At 60.4% G+C, this 20,818-nt stretch carries 26 protein-coding genes; 10 read left to right on the top strand and 16 right to left on the bottom strand.

Annotated elements, in window-relative coordinates:
* Positions 1-15 precede the first annotated feature (15 nt).
* From hisC to HU724_RS05220, 10 genes are all read right to left on the bottom strand, one after another.
* Positions 16-1,068, bottom strand: coding sequence for a histidinol-phosphate transaminase (gene hisC / locus HU724_RS05265; RefSeq protein WP_186568090.1), 1,053 nt, complete (start codon positions 1,066-1,068; stop codon positions 16-18).
* A gap of 3 nt (positions 1,069-1,071) precedes the next feature.
* Entirely contained in the window at positions 1,072-2,409 is a 1,338-nt protein-coding gene (hisD, locus tag HU724_RS05260; RefSeq protein WP_016771667.1) for a histidinol dehydrogenase, read from the bottom strand.
* 125 nt (positions 2,410-2,534) lie between these two features.
* Entirely contained in the window at positions 2,535-3,170 is a 636-nt protein-coding gene (gene hisG / locus HU724_RS05255) for an ATP phosphoribosyltransferase (protein ID WP_016771668.1), read from the bottom strand.
* Positions 3,171-3,298: 128 nt separating this feature from the next.
* Positions 3,299-4,564: a UDP-N-acetylglucosamine 1-carboxyvinyltransferase gene (gene murA / locus HU724_RS05250; protein ID WP_016771669.1), complete on the bottom strand. Its 1,266-nt coding sequence runs from the start codon at positions 4,562-4,564 to the stop codon at positions 3,299-3,301.
* Between the two features lie 22 nt (positions 4,565-4,586).
* Positions 4,587-4,826, bottom strand: a complete 240-nt coding sequence (locus HU724_RS05245) for a BolA family protein (protein WP_016771670.1) — start codon at positions 4,824-4,826, stop codon at positions 4,587-4,589.
* A 115-nt stretch (positions 4,827-4,941) separates the two neighbouring features.
* A complete protein-coding gene (locus HU724_RS05240; protein WP_186568088.1) occupies positions 4,942-5,247 on the bottom strand; it encodes an STAS domain-containing protein in 306 nt (101 codons plus the stop codon).
* A complete protein-coding gene (locus HU724_RS05235; RefSeq protein ID WP_110603726.1) occupies positions 5,244-5,897 on the bottom strand; it encodes an MlaC/ttg2D family ABC transporter substrate-binding protein in 654 nt (217 codons plus the stop codon). Before HU724_RS05235 ends, HU724_RS05240 begins: the two co-directional genes overlap by 4 nt.
* Before the next feature lie 11 nt (positions 5,898-5,908).
* Positions 5,909-6,376, bottom strand: coding sequence for an outer membrane lipid asymmetry maintenance protein MlaD (mlaD, locus tag HU724_RS05230; protein WP_016771673.1), 468 nt, complete (start codon positions 6,374-6,376; stop codon positions 5,909-5,911).
* Positions 6,376-7,173, bottom strand: coding sequence for a lipid asymmetry maintenance ABC transporter permease subunit MlaE (mlaE, locus tag HU724_RS05225; protein ID WP_042608753.1), 798 nt, complete (start codon positions 7,171-7,173; stop codon positions 6,376-6,378). Before mlaE ends, mlaD begins: the two co-directional genes overlap by 1 nt.
* The gene (locus HU724_RS05220; protein WP_122508228.1) at positions 7,173-7,982 is read right to left on the bottom strand and encodes an ATP-binding cassette domain-containing protein; all 810 of its coding nucleotides are present in this window, start codon (positions 7,980-7,982) and stop codon (positions 7,173-7,175) included. Before HU724_RS05220 ends, mlaE begins: the two co-directional genes overlap by 1 nt.
* A gap of 272 nt (positions 7,983-8,254) precedes the next feature.
* On the opposite strand from HU724_RS05220, the gene HU724_RS05215 reads away from it, so the two are divergent.
* The 10 genes from HU724_RS05215 to HU724_RS05170 all read left to right on the top strand — a co-directional run bounded on the left by HU724_RS05215 (position 8,255) and on the right by HU724_RS05170 (position 15,258).
* Positions 8,255-9,229 carry a KpsF/GutQ family sugar-phosphate isomerase gene (locus HU724_RS05215; protein WP_039759372.1) on the top strand — a complete coding sequence of 325 codons (975 nt, stop codon included), beginning with the start codon at positions 8,255-8,257 and terminating at the stop codon, positions 9,227-9,229.
* Positions 9,229-9,753, top strand: coding sequence for a KdsC family phosphatase (locus HU724_RS05210; protein WP_016771677.1), 525 nt, complete (start codon positions 9,229-9,231; stop codon positions 9,751-9,753). The genes HU724_RS05215 and HU724_RS05210 overlap by 1 nt, the downstream gene beginning before the upstream one ends.
* 8 nt (positions 9,754-9,761) lie before the next feature.
* Positions 9,762-10,334: an LPS export ABC transporter periplasmic protein LptC gene (gene lptC / locus HU724_RS05205; RefSeq protein ID WP_024011622.1), complete on the top strand. Its 573-nt coding sequence runs from the start codon at positions 9,762-9,764 to the stop codon at positions 10,332-10,334.
* Entirely contained in the window at positions 10,321-10,866 is a 546-nt protein-coding gene (lptA, locus tag HU724_RS05200) for a lipopolysaccharide transport periplasmic protein LptA (protein ID WP_016771679.1), read from the top strand. The genes lptC and lptA overlap by 14 nt, the downstream gene beginning before the upstream one ends.
* Positions 10,866-11,591, top strand: a complete 726-nt coding sequence (gene lptB / locus HU724_RS05195) for an LPS export ABC transporter ATP-binding protein (protein ID WP_024011621.1) — start codon at positions 10,866-10,868, stop codon at positions 11,589-11,591. Before lptA ends, lptB begins: the two co-directional genes overlap by 1 nt.
* Before the next feature lie 166 nt (positions 11,592-11,757).
* Positions 11,758-13,248: an RNA polymerase factor sigma-54 gene (locus tag HU724_RS05190; RefSeq protein WP_186568086.1), complete on the top strand. Its 1,491-nt coding sequence runs from the start codon at positions 11,758-11,760 to the stop codon at positions 13,246-13,248.
* 73 nt (positions 13,249-13,321) lie between these two features.
* Positions 13,322-13,630: a ribosome hibernation-promoting factor, HPF/YfiA family gene (gene hpf, locus HU724_RS05185; RefSeq protein ID WP_007912419.1), complete on the top strand. Its 309-nt coding sequence runs from the start codon at positions 13,322-13,324 to the stop codon at positions 13,628-13,630.
* A 12-nt stretch (positions 13,631-13,642) separates the two neighbouring features.
* Positions 13,643-14,107 (top strand): PTS IIA-like nitrogen regulatory protein PtsN, encoded by a 465-nt coding sequence (ptsN, locus tag HU724_RS05180; protein ID WP_133334730.1) that lies wholly within the window; start codon positions 13,643-13,645, stop codon positions 14,105-14,107.
* A gap of 2 nt (positions 14,108-14,109) precedes the next feature.
* Complete coding sequence (gene rapZ / locus HU724_RS05175; protein WP_016771684.1) at positions 14,110-14,967, top strand: RNase adapter RapZ; 858 nt, start codon at positions 14,110-14,112, stop codon at positions 14,965-14,967.
* A gap of 15 nt (positions 14,968-14,982) precedes the next feature.
* Positions 14,983-15,258 (top strand): HPr family phosphocarrier protein, encoded by a 276-nt coding sequence (locus tag HU724_RS05170; protein WP_186568084.1) that lies wholly within the window; start codon positions 14,983-14,985, stop codon positions 15,256-15,258.
* 97 nt (positions 15,259-15,355) lie between these two features.
* Here the strand turns inward: HU724_RS05170 and HU724_RS05165 are convergent, their stop codons facing one another.
* The 6 genes from HU724_RS05165 to pmbA all read right to left on the bottom strand — a co-directional run bounded on the left by HU724_RS05165 (position 15,356) and on the right by pmbA (position 20,723).
* Positions 15,356-16,249 carry a ZIP family metal transporter gene (locus HU724_RS05165; RefSeq protein ID WP_186568082.1) on the bottom strand — a complete coding sequence of 298 codons (894 nt, stop codon included), beginning with the start codon at positions 16,247-16,249 and terminating at the stop codon, positions 15,356-15,358.
* A gap of 29 nt (positions 16,250-16,278) precedes the next feature.
* Positions 16,279-16,890: a superoxide dismutase gene (locus HU724_RS05160; protein ID WP_186568080.1), complete on the bottom strand. Its 612-nt coding sequence runs from the start codon at positions 16,888-16,890 to the stop codon at positions 16,279-16,281.
* 1 nt (position 16,891) lies between these two features.
* Positions 16,892-17,332 (bottom strand): DUF2753 family protein, encoded by a 441-nt coding sequence (locus HU724_RS05155; RefSeq protein ID WP_016771688.1) that lies wholly within the window; start codon positions 17,330-17,332, stop codon positions 16,892-16,894.
* Positions 17,333-17,359: 27 nt separating this feature from the next.
* On the bottom strand, positions 17,360-18,736 hold the full coding sequence (locus tag HU724_RS05150; protein ID WP_186568078.1) for a class II fumarate hydratase: 1,377 nt from the start codon (positions 18,734-18,736) through the stop codon (positions 17,360-17,362).
* Positions 18,717-19,124, bottom strand: coding sequence for a FagA protein (locus HU724_RS05145; protein ID WP_186568076.1), 408 nt, complete (start codon positions 19,122-19,124; stop codon positions 18,717-18,719). The genes HU724_RS05150 and HU724_RS05145 overlap by 20 nt, the downstream gene beginning before the upstream one ends.
* Positions 19,125-19,376: 252 nt before the next feature.
* Positions 19,377-20,723, bottom strand: coding sequence for a metalloprotease PmbA (gene pmbA / locus HU724_RS05140; protein WP_024011613.1), 1,347 nt, complete (start codon positions 20,721-20,723; stop codon positions 19,377-19,379).
* Between the last annotated feature and the right edge of the window lie 95 nt (positions 20,724-20,818).

Genomic DNA, 20,818 nt, shown 5'->3' with positions numbered 1-20,818 from the left:
GAGGGGCTTTTGCTTTTAGAGGTCGCCAAGGCCGTCGATCAACGCCTGATTCTGCTCCGGCGTACCCACCGAGATCCGCAAGAACTGCGCAATCCGCTCCTGCTTGAAGTGCCGCACGATCACGCCCTGCTCGCGCAGCTTGGCCGCCAGGCCCGCCGCGTCATGCTGCGGGTGGCGAGCGAAGATGAAGTTGGCCGCCGACGGCAGCACTTCAAAGCCTTTAGCCTGCAACTGCGCCACCACCCACTCGCGACTTTCGATCACCTGACGACAGGTCTTGTCGAAATACTCGCGATCGGCAAACGCCGCCGCCGCGCCGACAATCGCCAGACGATCCAGTGGATAGGAGTTGAAGCTGTTCTTGATCCGCTCCAGCGCTTCGATCAGATCCGGATGCCCTACTGCCAGACCGACACGCAGGCCGGCCAGCGAGCGTGACTTGGACAGCGTCTGCGTCACCAGCAGATTCGGATAGCGGTCCACCAGACTGATCGCCGTCTCGCCGCCGAAGTCGATGTACGCCTCATCCACGACTACGACCGAATCAGGACTGGCCTTGAGGATTTGCTCGACCGCGTCCAGCGCCAGCAGGCACCCGGTCGGGGCGTTCGGGTTGGGAAAAATGATCCCGCCATTCGGTTTGGCGTAGTCGGCCGGGTTGATCTGGAACTGCGCATCCAATGGAACAGCGTCGAATTCAATGCCGTACAGACCGCAGTAGACCGGATAGAAGCTGTAGCTGATGTCCGGGAACAGCAGCGGCTGATCGTGTTGCAGCAGACCGTGGAAGATGTGCGCAAGCACCTCGTCCGAACCGTTGCCGAGGAACACCTGACTGGTTTGCACGCCGTAGTATTCGGCCACGGCGTTTTTCAGCAGATCACTGTTCGGGTCCGGATACAGGCGCAGGTTTTCGTTGAGCTCGGCTTGCATCGCCGCCAGCGCTTTTGGCGACGGGCCATACGGATTTTCATTGGTATTGAGCTTGACCAGTTTGGTCAGCTTCGGCTGTTCGCCCGGCACGTAGGGCACCAGATCCTTGACGAACGGGCTCCAGAATTTACTCATCGCTCAGTTCCCCTGCCCTTTCAGAAAGTCTTGGTCTTTGATGCGGTATTCGGCGCTGCGTGCGTGGGCGCTCAGCGATTCACCACGGGCCAGTACCGATGCTGTTTTGCCCAGCTCGGAAGCTCCGGCCTCGGAGCAGAAAATGATCGACGAGCGCTTCTGGAAGTCATAGACGCCCAGTGGCGAGGAGAAGCGCGCGGTGCCGGAAGTCGGCAACACGTGGTTCGGACCGGCGCAGTAATCGCCCAGCGCTTCGGAAGTGTGGCGGCCCATGAAGATCGCACCAGCGTGGCGAATTTGCGGCAGCCAGGCTTGTGGATCGGCGACCGACAATTCCAGGTGTTCCGGGGCAATGCGGTTGGCGACTTCGATGGCTTGGGCCATGTCGCTCACCTGAATCAGCGCACCACGGCCATTGATCGAAGTTTCGATGATGGTAGCGCGGTCCATGGTCGGCAGCAGTTTGTCGATGCTCGCAGCCACCTTGTCGAGGAACTCGGCGTCGGGGCTGACCAGAATCGCTTGCGCGTCTTCGTCGTGCTCAGCCTGAGAGAACAGGTCCATGGCGATCCAGTCCGGATCGGTCTGGCCGTCGCAGACCACAAGAATTTCCGAAGGGCCGGCGATCATGTCGATGCCGACCTGGCCGAACACGTGGCGCTTGGCCGTGGCCACATAGATGTTGCCTGGGCCGACAACCTTGTCGACACGCGGCACGCTTTCGGTGCCATAGGCCAGTGCGGCAACCGCTTGCGCGCCGCCGATGGTGAACACGCGGTCGACACCGGCGATGCAGGCAGCGGCCAGCACCAGCTCGTTGATTTCACCGCGCGGGGTCGGCACGACCATGACCACTTCGGTCACGCCGGCCACCTTCGCCGGAATCGCGTTCATCAATACCGACGATGGATACGAGGCCTTGCCGCCCGGCACGTACAGGCCTGCGCGATCCAGTGGCGTGACTTTCTGACCAAGCACGGTGCCGTCAGCCTCGGTGTAGCTCCAGGAATCCTGCTTCTGTTTTTCGTGATAGCTGCGCACGCGGGCGGCGGCTTTTTCCAGAGCCTCGCGTTGCGGCACCGTGATGCGGGTCAAGGCCAGTTCGAGACGCTCGCGCGGCAGGATCAGGTCGGCCATCGAGGCGACTTCGAGGCCGTCGAATTTCTGGGTGAACTCGACCAGCGCCGCGTCACCGCGCTCGCGCACAGCCTTGATGATGTCCAGCACGCGCTGATTGACCGAGTCGTCAGACACACTTTCCCAGCTCAGCAGATGATCCAGATGATGCGCGAAATCCGGGTCAGCAGCGTTGAGTCGGCGAATTGCAGTGGTTGCGGTCATAGCGAGAGCCTCATAGGAATGGCAAATAACTCAGGCGCCCGAAACTAGCATTCGATCCGCTTGGGCACCTGAGAATTCTGGCTATGAGGCGGATAGACGGCGCGGCCTCGGGCCGCGCAGGTAGATCAGCCGCGGTGTCGCGATTCCACTGCGTTGCGCAGGGTATCGATCAACGCCTGGATTCGGGCGTGCTGCATTTTCATTGAAGCCTTGTTGACGACCAGACGCGAGCTGATCGTGGCGATCAGTTCCTGTGGCTCCAGGCCGTTGGCGCGCAGGGTGTTACCGGTGTCGACCACGTCGATGATCTTGTCGGCCAGCCCGATCAGCGGCGCCAGCTCCATCGAGCCGTACAGCTTGATGATGTCGACCTGACGGCCCTGCTCGGCGTAATAACGCTTGGCAACGTTGACGAACTTGGTCGCCACGCGCAGACGGCCCTTGGGCTCGGCCGCGCCGATCTTGCCGGCGGTCATCAGCTTGCACTGGGCGATCTGCAGGTCCAGCGGCTCGTACAGGCCCTGGCCGCTGTATTCCATCAGCACGTCCTTACCGGCGACGCCGAGGTCGGCCGCGCCATGCTCGACATAGGTCGGCACGTCGGTGGCACGCACGATCAGCAGACGCACGTCGTCCTGGGTCGTGGGAATGATCAGCTTGCGGCTCTTGTCCGGATTCTCGGTCGGCACGATGCCCGCTTCAGCGAGAAGCGGCAAAGTGTCGTCAAGGATGCGGCCCTTGGACAGTGCGATGGTCAACATGGGAAACGTCAGTCCTTATCAAGGTACTCATGCCCGGTCGCAATCGGCGCCGGACACACATCGAGGGTGCGTACACCCTCGACTCGAAACGAATTCAGTGGACACGTCCCTGTGTCCCGATGCAGCGATCAGCCCGGAACGCGGCGGATCTTGGCACCCAGCATTTGCAGTTTTTCTTCGATGCACTCGTAACCACGGTCGATGTGGTAGATGCGGTCGATCAGCGTGTCGCCTTCGGCAACCAGTGCCGAGATCACCAGACTGGCCGATGCGCGCAGGTCGGTGGCCATGACTGGCGCGCCCTTGAGCTTCTCGATACCGGTGACGATCGCGGTGTTGCCTTCAACCTGGATATGCGCGCCCATGCGGTGCAGCTCGTACACGTGCATGAAACGGTTTTCGAAGATCGTCTCGATCACCGCACCAGTGCCTTCGGCAATGGCGTTGAGCGAGATGAACTGAGCCTGCATGTCGGTCGGGAACGCCGGGTACGGCGCAGTGCGCACGTTGACCGCTTTCGGGCGCTTGCCGTGCATGTTCAGCTCGATCCAGTCTTCACCGCAGGTGATTTCCGCACCGGCCTCACGCAGCTTTTCCAGTACCGCTTCGAGGATGGTCGGATCGGTGTCCTTGACCTTGACGCGGCCACCGGTCACCGCAGCAGCGACCAGATAGGTGCCGGTTTCGATACGGTCAGGCATGACTTTGTAGAAAGCCGAACCCAGACGCTCGACGCCATCGATGGTGATGGTGTCGGTGCCAGCACCGGAAACCTTGGCGCCCATGGCATTGAGGAAGTTCGCCAGGTCGACCACTTCAGGTTCGCGGGCGGCGTTCTGCAACACGCTGCGACCTTTGGCCAGAGCAGCGGCCATCATGATGTTCTCGGTACCGGTCACGCTGACGGTGTCGAAGAAGAAGTGCGCGCCGCGCAGGCCGCCTTCAGGCGCCTTGGCCTTGATGTAGCCGCCTTCGACGTCGATGACCGCGCCCATGGCTTCCAGACCACGGATGTGCAGGTCGACCGGACGCGAACCGATGGCGCAGCCGCCAGGCAGCGCGACTTCGGCTTCACCGAAACGCGCGACCATCGGGCCGAGCACAAGGATCGACGCACGCATGGTTTTCACCAGTTCGTACGGCGCGATCAGGGTCTTGATGGTGCGCGGATCGATTTCAACGCTGAGCTTCTCGTCGATCACCGGCTCGATGCCCATGCGCCCGAACAGCTCGATCATGGTGGTGATGTCGTGCAGGTGCGGCAGATTGCCAACGGTGACCGGGCCATCGCACAGCAAGGTCGCGGCCAGAATCGGCAGGGCGGAGTTCTTCGCGCCGGAAATGCGGATCTCGCCATCAAGACGAGCGCCACCGGTAATAATCAATTTATCCATTAGTATCTCGACGCCCTAGGGCTCAGGTGCGCTCGGCCCAGGCCGCGCGGCTGAAAAATTTCATAGTGACCGCATGGATGCTGCCATCGGTGATCCATGGGTTCAAATGGGCATAGACCTGCTGCTGACGCTTCACCGGGCTCAACGCCGCCAGTTCATCGCTGATCACGTTCAGCTGGAAGTTGCAGCCTTCGCCTTCAACTTCTACCAGCGTTCCTGGCAGCTTTCCTTCAAGGAAGCTCTTCACTTCTACGGCCTGCATGCTCAACCTCAATCGGCGCCCTGTGCGCACGGGTCGGACATCATACAAAAAAGCCCCGCGCCTGCGAACCCCGCAACGCAGGACTCTGACGGGGGGCTTCTTTATAGATGATGGTTCAGGGTTGCGCCAACAACTCGGTCAGTTCACTGACCTGAGCGATTTCGCGCATGTCGTCAGGCATCGCGCGAATGCTGACGGCCTTGCCGGCCGCCTGCGCATCACGCATGAAGCACAGCAGCAACGACAGGCCGACGCTGCTGGACTTCTGCACCGCCGAACAATCGATGACCAGCGCCGACGCCTTGCTCGACTTGATCAGCGCCTGCCCTTCCTTGCGCAGGTCGGGCCCGGTGCGGTAATCCAGCACGCCACTGAGCAGCAGCTCGTCAACATCACTCATACGCACTGCCGCCTCACTCATTGCGCTGGCTTCGCGGCGGCTTTGTCGGTTTCCTGCTTGGCCTTGGCGACTTCACCGGCCCAGCCATCGATGGTCTTGTCCAGATCGTTGCCATTGCGCTGCATGGCGTCGGCGAACTGGTCACGGAACAGCTTGCCAATGTTGATGCCATTGATGATCACGTTGCGCAGCTTCCACTCGCCGCTGATCTTCTCAAGCGTGTACTGCACCGGATAGATCGCGCCGTTGCTGCCCTTGACGGTCATGTTGACACTGGTGCGCTCGCCCGATTCGTCTTTGGCCGGGTCAACGGTGATGCCCTGGTTGTTGTATTCCAGCAGCGCGTTGCCGTAGAACTGGAACAGACCGCGCTTGAAGTTTTCCTGAAAGCGCTGCATCTGCTCAGGCGTGGCCTTGCGCGAATACTTCACGGTCATGATGCTTTTGGAGATGCCCTCGGCATCCACCACCGGACCGACAATGTTGTTCAGCGCCGCATAGAAATCCTGCGGATCCTGCTTGTACTTCTCTTTGTTCGCCTGCAAATCGGCAAGCATCCGGTTCGTGGTGTCCTGAATCAGGTCATGAGCCGATTGCCCCGGTGCAGCGTTAGCCATCAACGGCAGGGCCGCGAGCAACACCAACAGGCCACGTCGCAAGATAGAGATCATTCAAAAGCTCCTCATTTGGCGTCTTTGCTAACGGTATTGAGCAGGAATTTACCGATCAGGTCTTCCAGTACCAGTGACGACTGCGTGTCGTGGATGGTTCCACCGTCTTTCAACTGGGTGTCTTCGCCGCCGACGCTGATACCGATGTATTTCTCGCCCAGCAGACCCGCGGTCAGGATAGACGCTGTGGAATCGACCGGCAGGTTGTCGACCTTTTTATCCACTTGCAGCGTGACCCGACCGGTGAAGCTGTCGCGATCCAGATCGATAGCGGTGACCTTGCCGATGGTCACACCGGCCATGGTCACTTTGGCTCTGACCGTCAGACCGGCGATATTGTCGAAATACGCATACAACTTGTAAGTGTCGGTGGACGAAGTCGGAGACAGGCCGCTGACGCGCAAGGCGAGCAGCAGCAAAGCCAGGATCCCTGCCAGCAGGAACAGGCCGACACCGATTTCCAGGGTGCGGTTTTGCATCAGAAATCTCCAAACATCAAAGCGGTCAGAATAAAGTCCAGGCCGAGCACTGCCAGCGAGGCAAACACCACGGTCTTGGTGGTGGCACGACTGATCCCCTCGGAAGTGGGCTCACAGTCATAGCCTTGGAATACGGCGATCCAGGTCACCACAAAGGCGAAAACAACACTCTTGATAACGCCATTGAGCACATCGCTGGTGAAGGTCACGCTGTTCTGCATGTTCGCCCAGTACGAGCCTTCGTAGACGCCCAGCCAGTCGACCGCAACCCACGAACCGCCCCAGATGCCGACGACGCTGAAGATCATCGCCAGCACCGGCAGGGAAATGAAGCCGGCCCAGAGGCGCGGGGCAATAATGTACTTGAGCGGATCGACACCGATCATTTCCAGGCTGGACAACTGCTCGGTGGATTTCATGTTGCCGATTTCGGCGGTCAGCGCCGAACCGGCCCGCCCGGCAAACAGCAACGCGGTGACCACCGGCCCCAGTTCACGCAGCAGCGTGAGGGCGACCATCTGCCCCACCGCCTGCTCTGAACCGTAGCTGGAAAGAATGCTGAAGCCCTGCAGCGCGAGAACCATGCCGATGAAAATGCCGGAGACCACGATAATCACCAGCGACATGACGCCGACCGAATGCAGCTGCTTGACCAGCAGGCCGAAACCACCGCTGATACCGCCACGGCCCAGCAGGGCGTGAAAGAGGAACAGGGTTGCTCGACCAAACACCGCGACCGCGTCGATCGCCGATTCGCCGAACCGACGCACGCGTTCCATCAATGAAATTCTGCGCATCAACGCTTCCCCAGAAGATCTGCGCGGTAATCCGTCGCTGGAAAGTGATACGGCACCGGACCATCAGGATCACCGGTCATGAACTGGCGGATACGCGGCTCATCCGAATTCATCAGCTCATCCGGCGTGCCTTGGCCCAGCACCTGACCATCGCCCACTACATAGATGTAGTCGGCAATGCTCGCGGTTTCCGCCAGATCGTGCGAAACCACGATGCTGGTGATGCCCAGAGCATCGTTGAGCAGGCGGATCAGACGCACCAAAACGCCCATGGCGATCGGGTCCTGGCCCACGAAGGGCTCGTCGTACATGAGAATCTGCGGATCGAGGGCAATCGCCCGGGCCAGCGCCACGCGGCGCTTCATGCCGCCGGACAGTTCGTCCGGCATCAGCTCGATGGCGCCACGCAGCCCCACGGCCTGTAATTTCAGCAGGACGATGTCGCGAATCATGTCTTCCGGCAGTTGCGTGTGCACCCGCAGCGGAAAGGCCACGTTCTCGAACACATCGAGATCGGTAAACAGCGCACCGCTCTGAAACAGCACGCCCATGTGCTTGCGCGCATCGAACAGATCGCTGCGCGACAGCGTCGGCAGGTTCTGCCCGTTGACCCAGACTTCGCCGCCGGACGGCCGCAACTGCGCGCCCATCAGGCGCAGCAGCGTGGTCTTGCCGCAGCCGGAAGGCCCCATGATGCCGGTGACCTTGCCGCGCGGGATGCGGATATCGACGTTATTGAAAATGCTCCGCGCACCGCGCTTGAAGGAGACTCCCTTCAGCTCGACCGCGTAGGCGTTATCGGCACTCATCTAAACTCCTTGCGATGCAGCCTCTCACTGGGATGCCAGACTTTCCTCGGAAACACCTGCATCCCGGGCAGGCCGAACTGGCGGCGAACTATATCACTGCAAAGGCTGAGCGCCCAAGCGAGAACCCGGCCAAGATCGCCGACTGAAGAGGGCCCGAGCGAGTTTCAGAGGGTTTTGGTAACCAGTAATGACAAAGCACGTCGAACTTGCGTGAGGCTTTGCCACATAACCGCTATAATCGCCGCCTTTTCATCGGCCCATACGATTCTGACATGAGCAAAACCCGCGACCTGATTCAATCGGCACAACGCACCATCCGCCTCGAAGTGGAAGCCGTCCAAGGCTTGATGGCCCATATCGACGCCGATTTCGTACGCGCCTGCGAGATGATTCTGGCCAGCAAGGGCCGCGTGGTCGTGGTCGGCATGGGCAAATCCGGGCACATCGGAAACAAGATCGCCGCCACCCTGGCCAGCACCGGCACCCCGGCGTTTTTCGTGCATCCGGCCGAAGCCAGCCACGGCGACATGGGCATGATCACCCGCGACGACGTGATCCTGGCCCTGTCGAACTCTGGCTCGACCAATGAAATCGTGACTCTGCTGCCGTTGATCAAACGCCTGGGCATCCAGCTGATCAGCGTCACCGGCAATCCACAGTCGCCACTGGCGAAGGCTGCGGAAGTCAATCTCAATGTGCATGTCGAGCATGAAGCCTGCCCGTTGAATCTGGCGCCGACTTCTTCTACTACTGCAGCGCTGGTAATGGGCGATGCCCTGGCCGTGGCCCTGCTGGAAGCGCGTGGTTTCACCGCTGAAGACTTTGCCTTCTCGCATCCGGGTGGCGCCCTTGGCCGTCGCCTGCTGCTGAAAGTGGAAAACGTCATGCACGCCGGGCAGGAGCTGCCGCAAGTACAACGCGGCACCCTGCTCAAAGACGCGCTGATGGAAATGACCCGCAAGGGGCTGGGCATGACCGCTATCCTTGAAGCCGACGGCAAGCTCGCCGGGATCTTCACTGACGGTGATTTGCGCCGCACCCTGGATCGCGCCATCGACATCCGCAGCGCCACCATCGATCAGGTGATGACCGCACACGGCAAGACCGCCCGGCCCGACATGCTCGCCGCCGAAGCCCTGAAAATCATGGAAGACCATCGAATCAACGCCCTGGTAGTCGTCGACGAGGAGGATCGCCCGATCGGCGCCTTCAACCTCTCCGACCTGCTACGCGCAGGAGTCATGTAATGAGCAACGATCTGCTGCAACGCGGCAAAGCGATCAAACTGGCAGTATTCGACGTCGACGGTGTGCTCACCGACGGGCGCCTGTACTTCCTCGAAGACGGCAGCGAGTTCAAGACCTTCAACACCCTCGACGGCCAAGGCATCAAGATGCTGATGAATGCCGGCGTGCAGACGGCGATCATCAGTGGTCGCAAGACCCCGGTGGTCGAGCGCCGCGCGAAGAACCTCGGCATCCCGCATCTGTTTCAGGGGCGCGAAGACAAACTGGTGGTGCTCGACGGCCTGCTCGCGCAACTGGGCCTAAGCTATGAAGAAGTCGCCTATCTGGGTGACGATCTGCCAGACTTGCCGGTGATCCGCCGTGTAGGGCTGGGCATGGCGGTGGCCAACGCTGCCGATTTCGTCCGCGAACACGCCCACGGCGTTACCCGCGCCCGTGGCGGCGAAGGTGCCGCCCGTGAATTCTGCGAATTGATCCTGCGCGCCCAGGGCCGCCTCGAAGCGGCCAACGCCGCGTACCTGTGAGCCTGACCATGTTTAGCAAAAAGTTTCGCAACTTCCTGCTGTTCGGCTGCATCGCGGCGATTTTCGCTGCGGTCGGCTATTGGAACATCAGCCCGGAACGCTTCCTCGACAAGCCACCGGTTTCGGCTGCCGAGAATCCGATCGACTGGTACGCGACCAACACGCATACCATTCAGTACCTGCCGGACGGCAAGGTGCAGTACGAGATGACTTCCGACAAGGCCGAGCACGTCAAGGCTACCGATGTCACCCTGGTGACCAAGCCTGATTTGAACATGTATCGCGGCACCGACTTCCCGTGGCACGTGACCAGTGAGCGCGGCGAAGTGAATTCCGGCGGTACCGAAGTGGAATTGATCGACTCGGTACGCGTACAGCGCACCGACGAGAAACAGCGCGGCACCCTGATCACCAGCACCCGCATGACCGTGTTCCCGCAGCAGGAATATGCGCAGACTGCGCAACCCGTTAGAATCGAGGGCGCTGGCGGTGTATCGACTGGCGTCGGAATGAAAGCGTACCTGAAGGACAGCAGGATACACCTGCAATCGAACGTAAGAGGACAGTATGAGGCTCGTTAAAACCCTCCCTATTTTGCTCAGTCTGGGCGCAGCACTGGGAAGCGCGAGCGCCTGGTCCCTGCCGAACGATCAGCAGCAGCCTATCCGCATTCAGGCCGACGACGCGCAACTGGACGACAAGAATGGCATCGCCACCTATAAAGGTGACGTGATCATTACCCAGGGTTCGATGATCGTCAAAGGCAATACCGTGACCATGACGCGCGCGCCCAATGGCGACATCGACGTGGTGACCTCGGTGGGCAACCTTGCTTACTTCGAGCAGCTGCAGACCCAGGGCGACGCCAACCCGGTCAAGGGCTACGGCGTGACGATTCAATACCACGCCCAGCAGAACCGGGTAGTGCTGATCGACAAGGCCAAGGTTATCGACAAGGATAACAACGTCACCCAGGGCGAAAAAATCGTCTACGACACCGTGAAGAAACTGGCCAGCGCCGGTCGCGCCACGGGCAGCAAGGTCACCGAATCGCGTCCGCGCATCGACATGGTGATCCAGCCGAAGAAGAAAACCGAAGAGAAATCCCAGTAATGGCAACTCTGAAAGCTCAGCACCTGGCCAAGGCCTATAAAAGCCGCCAGGTCGTGCGTGACGTCAGCCTGTCGATCGACAGCGGGCAGATCGTCGGCTTGCTCGGCCCGAACGGCGCCGGCAAGACCACGTGCTTCTACATGATCGTCGGCCTGGTGCAGGCGGATCAGGGCCGCGTGCTGATCGATGATCTGGACGTCAGCCATCAGCCTATGCACGGCCGCGCCAAGGCCGGTATCGGCTATCTGCCGCAAGAAGCGTCGATCTTCCGCAAACTGTCGGTCGCCGACAACATCATGGCGATCCTCGAGACACGCCCGGAGCTCGACAAGGCCGGTCGTCGCAAGGAGCTGGAAAGCCTGCTGCAGGAATTCCACATCAGCCACATCCGCGACAACCTCGGCATGAGCCTGTCCGGTGGTGAGCGCCGCCGGGTGGAAATCGCTCGTGCCCTGGCCACTGCGCCGAAATTCATCCTGCTCGACGAACCGTTCGCCGGTGTCGACCCGATCTCGGTCGGCGACATCAAGCAGATCATCCATCACCTCAAGGCCAAGGGCATCGGTGTGCTGATCACCGACCACAACGTCCGTGAAACCCTGGATATCTGCGAAACCGCTTACATCGTCAACGACGGTCAACTGATCGCCGAAGGTGATGCCGAAACCATCCTGGCCAACGATCTGGTCAAGGAAGTGTATCTGGGTCACGAGTTCCGCCTGTAAGCGCGACAGCGCTGTATCGATTCAAGGCGCATTTATCCGCTTTAATTGTTACAGCGCTCTAGGCAAACACTTCAGTTTCAGGCATATAATTTGCTTAAGTTTGGCGCTTCGGCGCCCTGTAGTGGATGGCGCAAAGCGCCGGCGAATAAGGTGTTAAGCCCCTGCCATGAAACCATCGCTAGTCTTGAGAATGGGCCAGCAGCTGACGATGACACCGCAGCTGCAACAGGCCATCCGCCTGCTCCAATTGTCGACCCTGGACCTGCAACAGGAGATCCAGGAGGCTCTGGAATCCAATCCGATGCTCGAGCGCCAGGAAGAAGGCGACGACTTCGACAACGCCGATCCTCTGGCCGACAACGCCGAACAGAAGCCCGCCGAAATCCAGGAACCCTCCTACCAGGAAACCGCCCCGACGGTGGACAACCTCGAGGATGGCGAATGGAACGAGCGCATCCCCAACGAACTGCCAGTAGATACCGCCTGGGAAGACGTCTACCAGACCAGCGCCAGTAGCCTGCCGAGCAGCGATGACGATGAGTGGGATTTCACCACCCGCACGTCCGCCGGCGAGAGCCTGCAGAGCCATCTGCTCTGGCAACTGAACCTGGCGCCGATGTCCGACACCGATCGCCTGATCGCCGTCACCCTGATCGACTGCATCAACAATCAGGGCTATCTGGACGAAACACTCGAAGAAATTCTTGAAGCGTTCGATCCTGAACTGGACATCGAGCTCGACGAGATCGAAGCCGTCCTGCATCGCATCCAGCAATTCGAGCCCGCCGGTATCGGCGCCCGCAACCTCAGCGAATGCCTGCTGCTGCAACTTCGCCAGTTGCCAGCCAAAACACCGTGGTTGGCCGAGGCCAAGCGCCTCGTCGCCGATTACATCGACCTGCTCGGCAGCCGCGATTACAGCCAGTTGATGCGCCGGATGAAGCTCAAGGAAGACGAGCTGCGCCAGGTCATCGAACTGGTGCAGAGTCTCAATCCGCGTCCGGGCTCGCAGATCGAGTCGACCGAAGCCGAATACGTCATTCCCGATGTGATCGTGCGCAAGGACAACGAGCGCTGGCTGGTCGAGCTGAACCAGGAATCGGTGCCCCGCCTTCGCGTCAACGCCCAATACGCCGGTTTTGTGAAGCGTGCCGACACCAGCGCCGACAACACCTTCATGCGTAATCAATTGCAGGAAGCCCGCTGGTTCATCAAGAGCCTGCAGAGCCGCAACGAAACCCTGATGAAAGTGGCCACGCAGATCGTCGAACATCAGCGCGGTTTCCTCGAATACGGCGACGAAGCGATGAAGCCGTTGGTATTGCATGACATCGCCGAAGCGGTCGGCATGCACGAATCGACGATTTCCCGGGTGACCACGCAAAAATTCATGCATACCCCGCGCGGTATTTATGAGCTGAAATACTTTTTCTCCAGCCACGTCAGCACCGCCGAAGGCGGCGAATGCTCGTCCACGGCGATCCGCGCGATCATCAAAAAACTGGTCGCTGCGGAAAATCAGAAAAAGCCGTTGAGTGACAGCAAGATCGCTGGTTTACTGGAGGCACAAGGCATTCAGGTGGCTCGCCGCACCGTCGCCAAGTACCGCGAATCCCTCGGAATCGCGCCTTCGAGCGAACGCAAGCGGTTGATGTAAGCCACGTTACAGCGTTCCAGTGGCAGGCTTTTCGGCCTGCCGCTTTATGCACTGGCAACGAAGGAGAAGCTGTATGCAAGTCAACATCAGTGGACACCAACTGGAAGTGACCCAACCTCTGCGTTCCTACATCGAGGAAAAACTCCAACGACTGGAGCGACATTTCGACAAGATCACCAACGTGCAGGTCACGATGTGCGTCGAAAAGCTGAAGCAGAAGATCGAAGCCACCTTGCATATCCCCGGCAGCGAAGTGGTCGCCAACGCAGAAGATACCGACATGTATGCTGCGATCGACTCACTCACCGACAAGCTGGATCGCCAACTCAAAAAGCATAAGGAAAAGACCCAGAGCCTCCTCCAGGGCGCGACCGGTCGTTAACACCCCTATCCCATGATCCGACTTGAAACCATCCTGACCCCCGGCCGTTCCCAAGTGAACGCGCCGGGCGGCAGCAAGAAAAAAGCCCTCGAACAGATTGCCAACCTGATCCACCGCGAAGTACCGGATCTGGCGATGCAGGATGTCTTCGAGGCGCTGATCGCCCGTGAAAAACTCGGTTCCACCGGTTTTGGCAACGGCATCGCCATTCCCCACTGCCGCCTCAAGGGCTGCGCGGGGCCAGTGAGTGCCCTGTTGCACCTCGAAGCCCCGATCGATTTCGACGCCATCGACGGCGCCCCGGTGGACCTGCTGTTCGTGCTGCTGGTCCCGGAAGCCGCGACCGATGCGCATCTGGAATTACTGCGCCAGATCGCCAGCATGCTCGACCGCAAGGAAGTGCGCGAAAAACTGCGCAGCGCTCCGAGCAACGAAGCCTTGTACCAGGTTGTAGTGGACGAGCAGAACGGGCACTAATCATGCGTTTGATCATTGTCAGTGGCCGTTCGGGCTCGGGTAAAAGTACCGCCCTGAATGTCCTTGAGGACAACGGCTACTACTGCATCGACAATCTGCCGGCCGGTTTGCTGCCGGAACTGGCCGAGCGTGCGCTGATTCACACGGAGCTGGCGCAGCCGCTGGTCGCCGTGTCGATCGATGCACGCAACCTGCCCAGCCATCTGTCACGCTTTCCCGAATTGCTCGAAGACGTGCGTGCCAAGCATATCAAGTGCGATGTGTTGTACCTGGACGCCGACGAAGAAACCTTGCTCAAGCGTTTTTCCGAGACCCGTCGTCGTCACCCGCTGAGCAACGCCAATCGCTCGCTGGCCGAGGCGATTCACGATGAAACCGCCCTGCTCGGCCCGATCGCCGATCTGGCTGACCTGAAAATCAACACCACCAGCCTGAATCTGTATCAACTGCGCGATACCCTGAAGTTGCGCCTGTTGAATCAGCCTGAGCCCGGCACGGCGTTTCTGGTTGAGTCATTTGGCTTCAAGCGCGGCATGCCGGTCGATGCCGATCTGGTCTTCGATGTGCGCTGCCTGCCCAATCCGTACTGGAAACCGGAGCTGCGCGCGCAATCGGGCCTTGATGCACCGGTGGCCGAGTATCTGGCGCAGCAGCCGGATGTCGAAGAAATGTATCAGGACATCTACGCCTACCTGAACAAGTGGCTGCCACGTTTCGCCGCCAGCAACCGCGCCTACGTGACCATTGCCATCGGCTGCACCGGCGGGCACCACCGCTCCGTCTACCTGACCGAACGTCTGGGCCAGGCCCTGCAGAAAACCCTGAAGAACGTCCAGGTTCGCCACCGCGACCTCACCTAAAGGATTCACACCGCGATGCCTGCTCGTGAAATCGAAATCATCAATAAGCTGGGTCTGCATGCTCGGGCATCGGCCAAATTCGTCGGCGTGGCCGGTCAGTATCCAGACTGCACGATCCGGGTGGGACGCAGCCCTGAAACGACTGTCGACGGCAAGAGCATCATGGCGATGATGATGCTCGCCGCCGGCAAGGGCACCAAAATTTATTTGAGTACCGAAGGCGAACAGGCTCAGGAAGCCATGGACGCTTTGGTGCAGCTGATCAACAATTACTTCGATGAAGGTGGTTGAAAGTCAAAAGCAAAAAGATCGCAGCCTTCGGCAGCTCCTACATTGGAATGCGTTCTCATGTAGGAGCTGCCGAAGGCTGCGATCTTTTGATCCTCTTTCACCCCAACGCCGTATCCATCACCATCATCAGACAAAACCCGATCAGCAAACCGAGGCTCGCCAGCTTGTCATGCCCATGACGACGCGACTCCGGAATCACTTCGTGGGTCACCACCAGCAACATCGCCCCGGCCGCCAATGCCAGCCCCAGCGGCAACAGCACTTGAGCCAGACTCACCAGCCATGCGCATAACAGTGCAAATACCGGTTCGACCAGCCCAGACGCCGCGCCAATCAAAAATGCCCTGACCCGCGACATTCCCGCCCCGGCCAGCACCAACGCAATCACCAGCCCTTCCGGCACATCCTGCAACGCAATGCCCATCGCCAGACTGTCGGCGTCCGCCATCCCGCCGCCGGCAGACACGCCGACCGCCATGCCTTCCGGAATGTTGTGCGCGATGATGGCGAACACGAACAGCCAGATTCGTGGTGGAATCACCGGATGCTCCAGCGTGCCGACGAGCATCTGCGGCGAGGCACCGGAAACGCGCCGATCCACCAGATACAGACCGAACGCGCCGAGCAGGATGCCGAAGCAGATCAGGCCACTGGCGGCCCACGGCGTAAGACCAAGACTCTCCGCCGCAGCAATGCCCGGTATGATCAGCGAAAACGCCGTCGCCGCCAGCATCACCCCGGCACCAAATCCCAGCAAGGTGTCGCTGAGTGCCTGCGGCATGCGCCGGATCACCAGCACCGGCACTGCGCCAAGCGCCGTCCCCAACGCGCAGATGGCACCGCCCTGCAAGGCGCGCAACAGCCTCGGTTCCAGATTCAGCCACTGCAAACCGTGGGCGACCAGCAAGGTCATCCCCGCCAGCAGCAACAGCGAGCCCACCGCGTAACGAAACATGCGCCCGCTGCCAATCGCCAGTGTTTCCGTGCCCATAGTCAGCCCTGATTGTTTTTATGGAAGGCTTAAACCAGTGCGGCCTGATAGCGCGCAGCAACTTCCGGCCAGTTGATCACGTTGTAGAACGCGTTGATGTATTCCGGGCGACGGTTCTGGTAGCGCAGGTAGTAGGCGTGCTCCCAGACGTCGAGACCGAGGATTGGGGTATTGCCGTTCATCAACGGGCTGTCCTGATTGCCGCTGCTTTCTACGATCAGTATTTTCTCCGGGGTGACGCTCAGCCAGGCCCAGCCGCTGCCAAAACGGGTCAGCGCGGCTTTGGTGAAGGCTTCCTTGAAACTGTCGAGTCCGCCCAGTTGCTCATCAATAGCCGTGGCCAGCGCGCCGTCGGGCTTGCCGCCTCCGTTGGGCACCATCACTTCCCAGAACAGCGAGTGATTGGCGTGACCGCCGCCCTGATTGATCACCGCCGCGCGAAGCTTTTCCGGCAGTTGCTGGACGCTGGCGACGAGTTTTTCCACCGGCCACTCGGCGAATTCGGTGCCTTCCACGGCAGCGTTGAGGTTGTTGATATAGGTCTGGTGGTGCTTGGTGTAATGGATTTCCATGGTCTGCGCATCGATGTGCGGCTCGAGGGCATCGTAGGCGTAGGGCAAGGCAGGCAAGGTAAAAGCCATTTCAGTGGACTCCATACTGATGGGGATTTGAGGCGCGGCGGGCATTGCCGGTGTCCGGATGCAGCAGGCGCTGGGTGCGCGGGTACTCGCCGTGCTCGCTGATGAAATTCAACAGTTCGACGTAGGTCTTGCTGCTCTGGCGCAACGCCGCCTCACGCAGGGCCGGGCGCAGGCGTTCGTCCTGCATGGTCTGCAACAAACGTTGATGGATAGCGCACAGGTATTCGGCGCTCTCCTCCGGTTGGTTCAGGCGCAAATGCAGGTCGGCGAGGTTGTGATGAGAGACGACGCAGGCCGCCACCGCTTCGTCGGCATCCGCCCAGCGTTCGAACAACACTTGCGCCAGGGCCAGGGCTTGCAGGTAAGCCTCGCGGGCGTCGATCAGTTCGCCCAGCATGAAGCAGCGATTGGCCCGTTCGATCGTGCGTTTCCAGTGCTCCATGGTGAGCCTCCAAAGCGGTTACGGGGTTTACACGCCGCCGGCGGTGAGCTTCTCGGGGTTGAGCAACTCTTCCAGCTGGCTGCGCGACAGGTCGGTGTGTTCCAGGGCGACGTCGATCACCGCGCGGCCTTCCTTGTAGGCCTGCTTGGCGATTTCGGCGGCTTTCTGGTAACCGATGATGGGGTTGAGCGCGGTGACCAGAATCGGGTTGCGCGACAACGCTTCTTGCAAGCGCGATTCGTTGACCTTGAAAGTAGCGATTGCCTTGTCACCGAGCAGGCGACTGGCATTGGCCAGCAGTTCGATGCTGCTCAGCAGGTTCTGCGCGATGATCGGCAACATCACGTTCAGTTCGAAATTGCCGGATTGGCCGGCCACGGTGATCACCGAGTCATTGCCGATCACTTGCGCAGCGACCATCGCGGTGGCTTCCGGGATCACCGGGTTGACCTTGCCGGGCATGATCGATGAACCCGGTTGCAGCGCTTGCAGTTCAATTTCGCCGAGGCCGGCCAGGGGACCTGAGTTCATCCAGCGCACGTCGTTGGCGATTTTCATCAGCGACACCGCAGTAGCTTTGAGCTGGCCGGAGACAGAGACCGCAGTGTCCTGCGAGCCAATCAGCGCGAACAGGTCCTTGCCCGGGGTGAACTGCACGTCGGTCAGTTGGCTCAGATGCCGACTGAATCGCGCGGCGAACTCCGGATGCGCATTGATCCCGGTACCGACCGCAGTGCCGCCCTGCGCCAGCGCTTGCAGGCTCGGCAGCAGGTCCTGCAGATGCGCGATGTTGGCCTTGAGCTGCTGCGCCCAACCGTTGAGCACCTGGCTCATGCGCACCGGCATCGCGTCCATCAGGTGAGTGCGCCCGGTCTTCACATGGTGATGCACTTGCTCGGCCTTGCGCTCGATCACCTGGACCAGATGCAACAGCGCCGGCAGCAATTGTTCATGCAGCGCCAGCGCGGCGCTGACGTGGATGGTGGTCGGGATGATGTCGTTGCTGCTTTGCCCGCAGTTGACATGATCGTTGGCGTTGACCGGCTCGCCGAGCATGCGACTGGCCAGCGTCGCGATCACTTCGTTGGCGTTCATGTTCGAGCTGGTGCCGGACCCGGTCTGGAAGATATCCACCGGGAAATGCTGCATGAAATCGCCTTCGAGCAGACCTTGCGCGGCATCACTGATGGCTTTGCCCTGGGCCGCGCTGATCTGGCTCAGCTCAACGTTGGCCCGGGCAGCGGCGGCTTTGGCGAGGATAAGCGCGCGGATGAACTGCGTCGGCATCGGCTTGCCGCTGATCGGGAAGTTGTCCACGGCGCGCTGGGTCTGCGCGCCATAGAGCGCATCGACCGGCACCTGCAGTTCGCCCATGCTGTCGCGCTCAATACGTGTCTTGGTCATGCGAATGTCCTTGCAGCAAATCAATGAGAGGAATCGACGGTTGCAACTCGCAAGTGGCGAGCTGCCAGGTGTAGCGTTGCCAGCGCCGCAAGCGGCATTGGCATAGCGACAGGCGCTCCATTTCACGCAAGGGACGCCAGGCTTGATCGAGACAGACGCTGCGCCAGTGCCACGGCAACGCGATGTCGGTGGCGGTATCGAGCAGCAGGCGGAAAGACGTTTCGGCGACAGCCCAGGGCGAAGTGGCTGTGCAACAGGACAGATAGCGTCCTTCGGCGAGGTAGTGTTCGATCAGGCGCGGTTCGTCAGGATCCAGCGCGCAACGGATCTGGCGGCTCATCCAGCGCCAGCTTTCGAGGTAAGGCTGCTCGTGCAAGGCAGAACTCATGATCCGGGACTCGTTCGGAGATGAGATTTATTATTAGATGATAATGAGAACCAACACAAGCACTCGAGTTTGCGCTGCTCACTTGTGGGAGCGAGCCTGCTCGCGAAATGCGCTGTGTCAGTCAGCACATTTACAACTGATCCACCGCTTTCGCGAGCAGGCTCGCTCCCACAGGGGTTTGTACGAAGCGAATAAAAAAGGCGCGCCATCCAGAACGGATGGCGCGCCTTTTTTTGTTGGCGGATTTGCGGCTTAGCTGCCGGCGACAGTCATCCGCTCGATCAACACAGACCCGGTGCGGATGTTGCTGCGCAGCTCCAGATCATTACCCACCGCGACAATCTGCTTGAACATGTCGCGCATGTTGCCGGCGATGGTCACTTCCTGCACAGCGAACTGGATTTCGCCGTTTTCCACCCAGAAGCCCGCCGCACCGCGCGAATAGTCGCCGGTGACCATGTTCAGGCCGTGGCCCATCAATTCGGTGACCAACAGTCCTCGGCCCATGCGCTTCAACAGCGCTGCCTGATCCTCGTCGCCATGGGTGACGAACAGGTTGTGCACGCCGCCCGCATTGGCGGTGCTCGGCATGCCCAGTTTGCGCCCGGAGTAGGTACCGAGGATGTAGGAGACCAACTCGCCCTTCTCGACGAACGGTTTCGCGTAAGTCGCCAGGCCATCACCGTCGTAGGAAGCACTGCCCATGGCACGCATCAGATGCGGACGCTCATCAATGGTCAGCCATTCCGGGAACAGCTTTTGCCCGAGTGTGCCTTCCAGAAACGACGATTTACGATACAGGCTGCCGCCCGACACGGCCGAGAGGAAACTGCCGAACAGACCACCCGCCAGTTCGGCGGAAAACAGCACCGGCACTTCGCAGGTCGGCACCGGCCGCGCGCCCAGACGGCTCGCTGCCCGTTGCGCGGCACGCTGGCCGATGCTCACCGGATCGGCGAGCAAACTGCCCTGGCGATTGACGTCATACCAGTAATCACGCTGCATCTGGCCATCGGCTTCAGCGATCATCACGCAACTCAGGCTGTGCCGGGTCGATGCGTAGCCGCCGATGAAACCGTGGCTGTTGCCGTAAACCCGGCAGCCCTGATGGGTGCTGAGGGTGGTGCCGTCGGCGTTCTTGATCCGCGCATCAGCATCGAACGCCGCGGCCTCACAGAGCAAAGCCTTCTCGATGGCCTGCTCCGGGGTGATGTCCCATTCGTGGAACAGGTCGAAATCCTGCACATCCCTGGCCATCAGCGCCGCATCGGCCAGACCCGAGGCTTCGTCCTCGGAGGTGTGTTTGGCGATGGCCAGTGCTGCTGCGACGGTTTCACGAATCGCCTCCGGCCCGGTGGCCGAGGTGCTGGCCGAGCCTTTGCGCTGACCTACATACAGAGTGATGCCAAAACCCTGATCACGGTTGAATTCAACGGTTTCGACCTCGCGCTGACGCACCGAAGTCGACAGGCCTTGCTCCAGCGACACCGCGACTTCACAGGCGCTGGCGCCCTGGCGCTTGGCTTCGGCGATGATCTGCTCGACCTGTTCTTGCAGTGCCGGCAATGCCTGCGGGCCGACGCTTTGAACTGCACTCATGCTCATCTCCACTCAAATTCTGCTTTCGGCTGGGGTCATCGAGCGACCGGGCCGGACAAGCGGCCCCCGACTGGTTATCATGGCGGCGTTTCTTT

It is taken from the genome of Pseudomonas iranensis, assembly GCF_014268585.2.
Lineage (GTDB): Bacteria > Pseudomonadota > Gammaproteobacteria > Pseudomonadales > Pseudomonadaceae > Aquipseudomonas > Aquipseudomonas iranensis.
The sequence above is the reverse complement of the archived record's forward strand: the minus strand, read 5'-3'. Positions and strand labels throughout refer to the sequence as shown.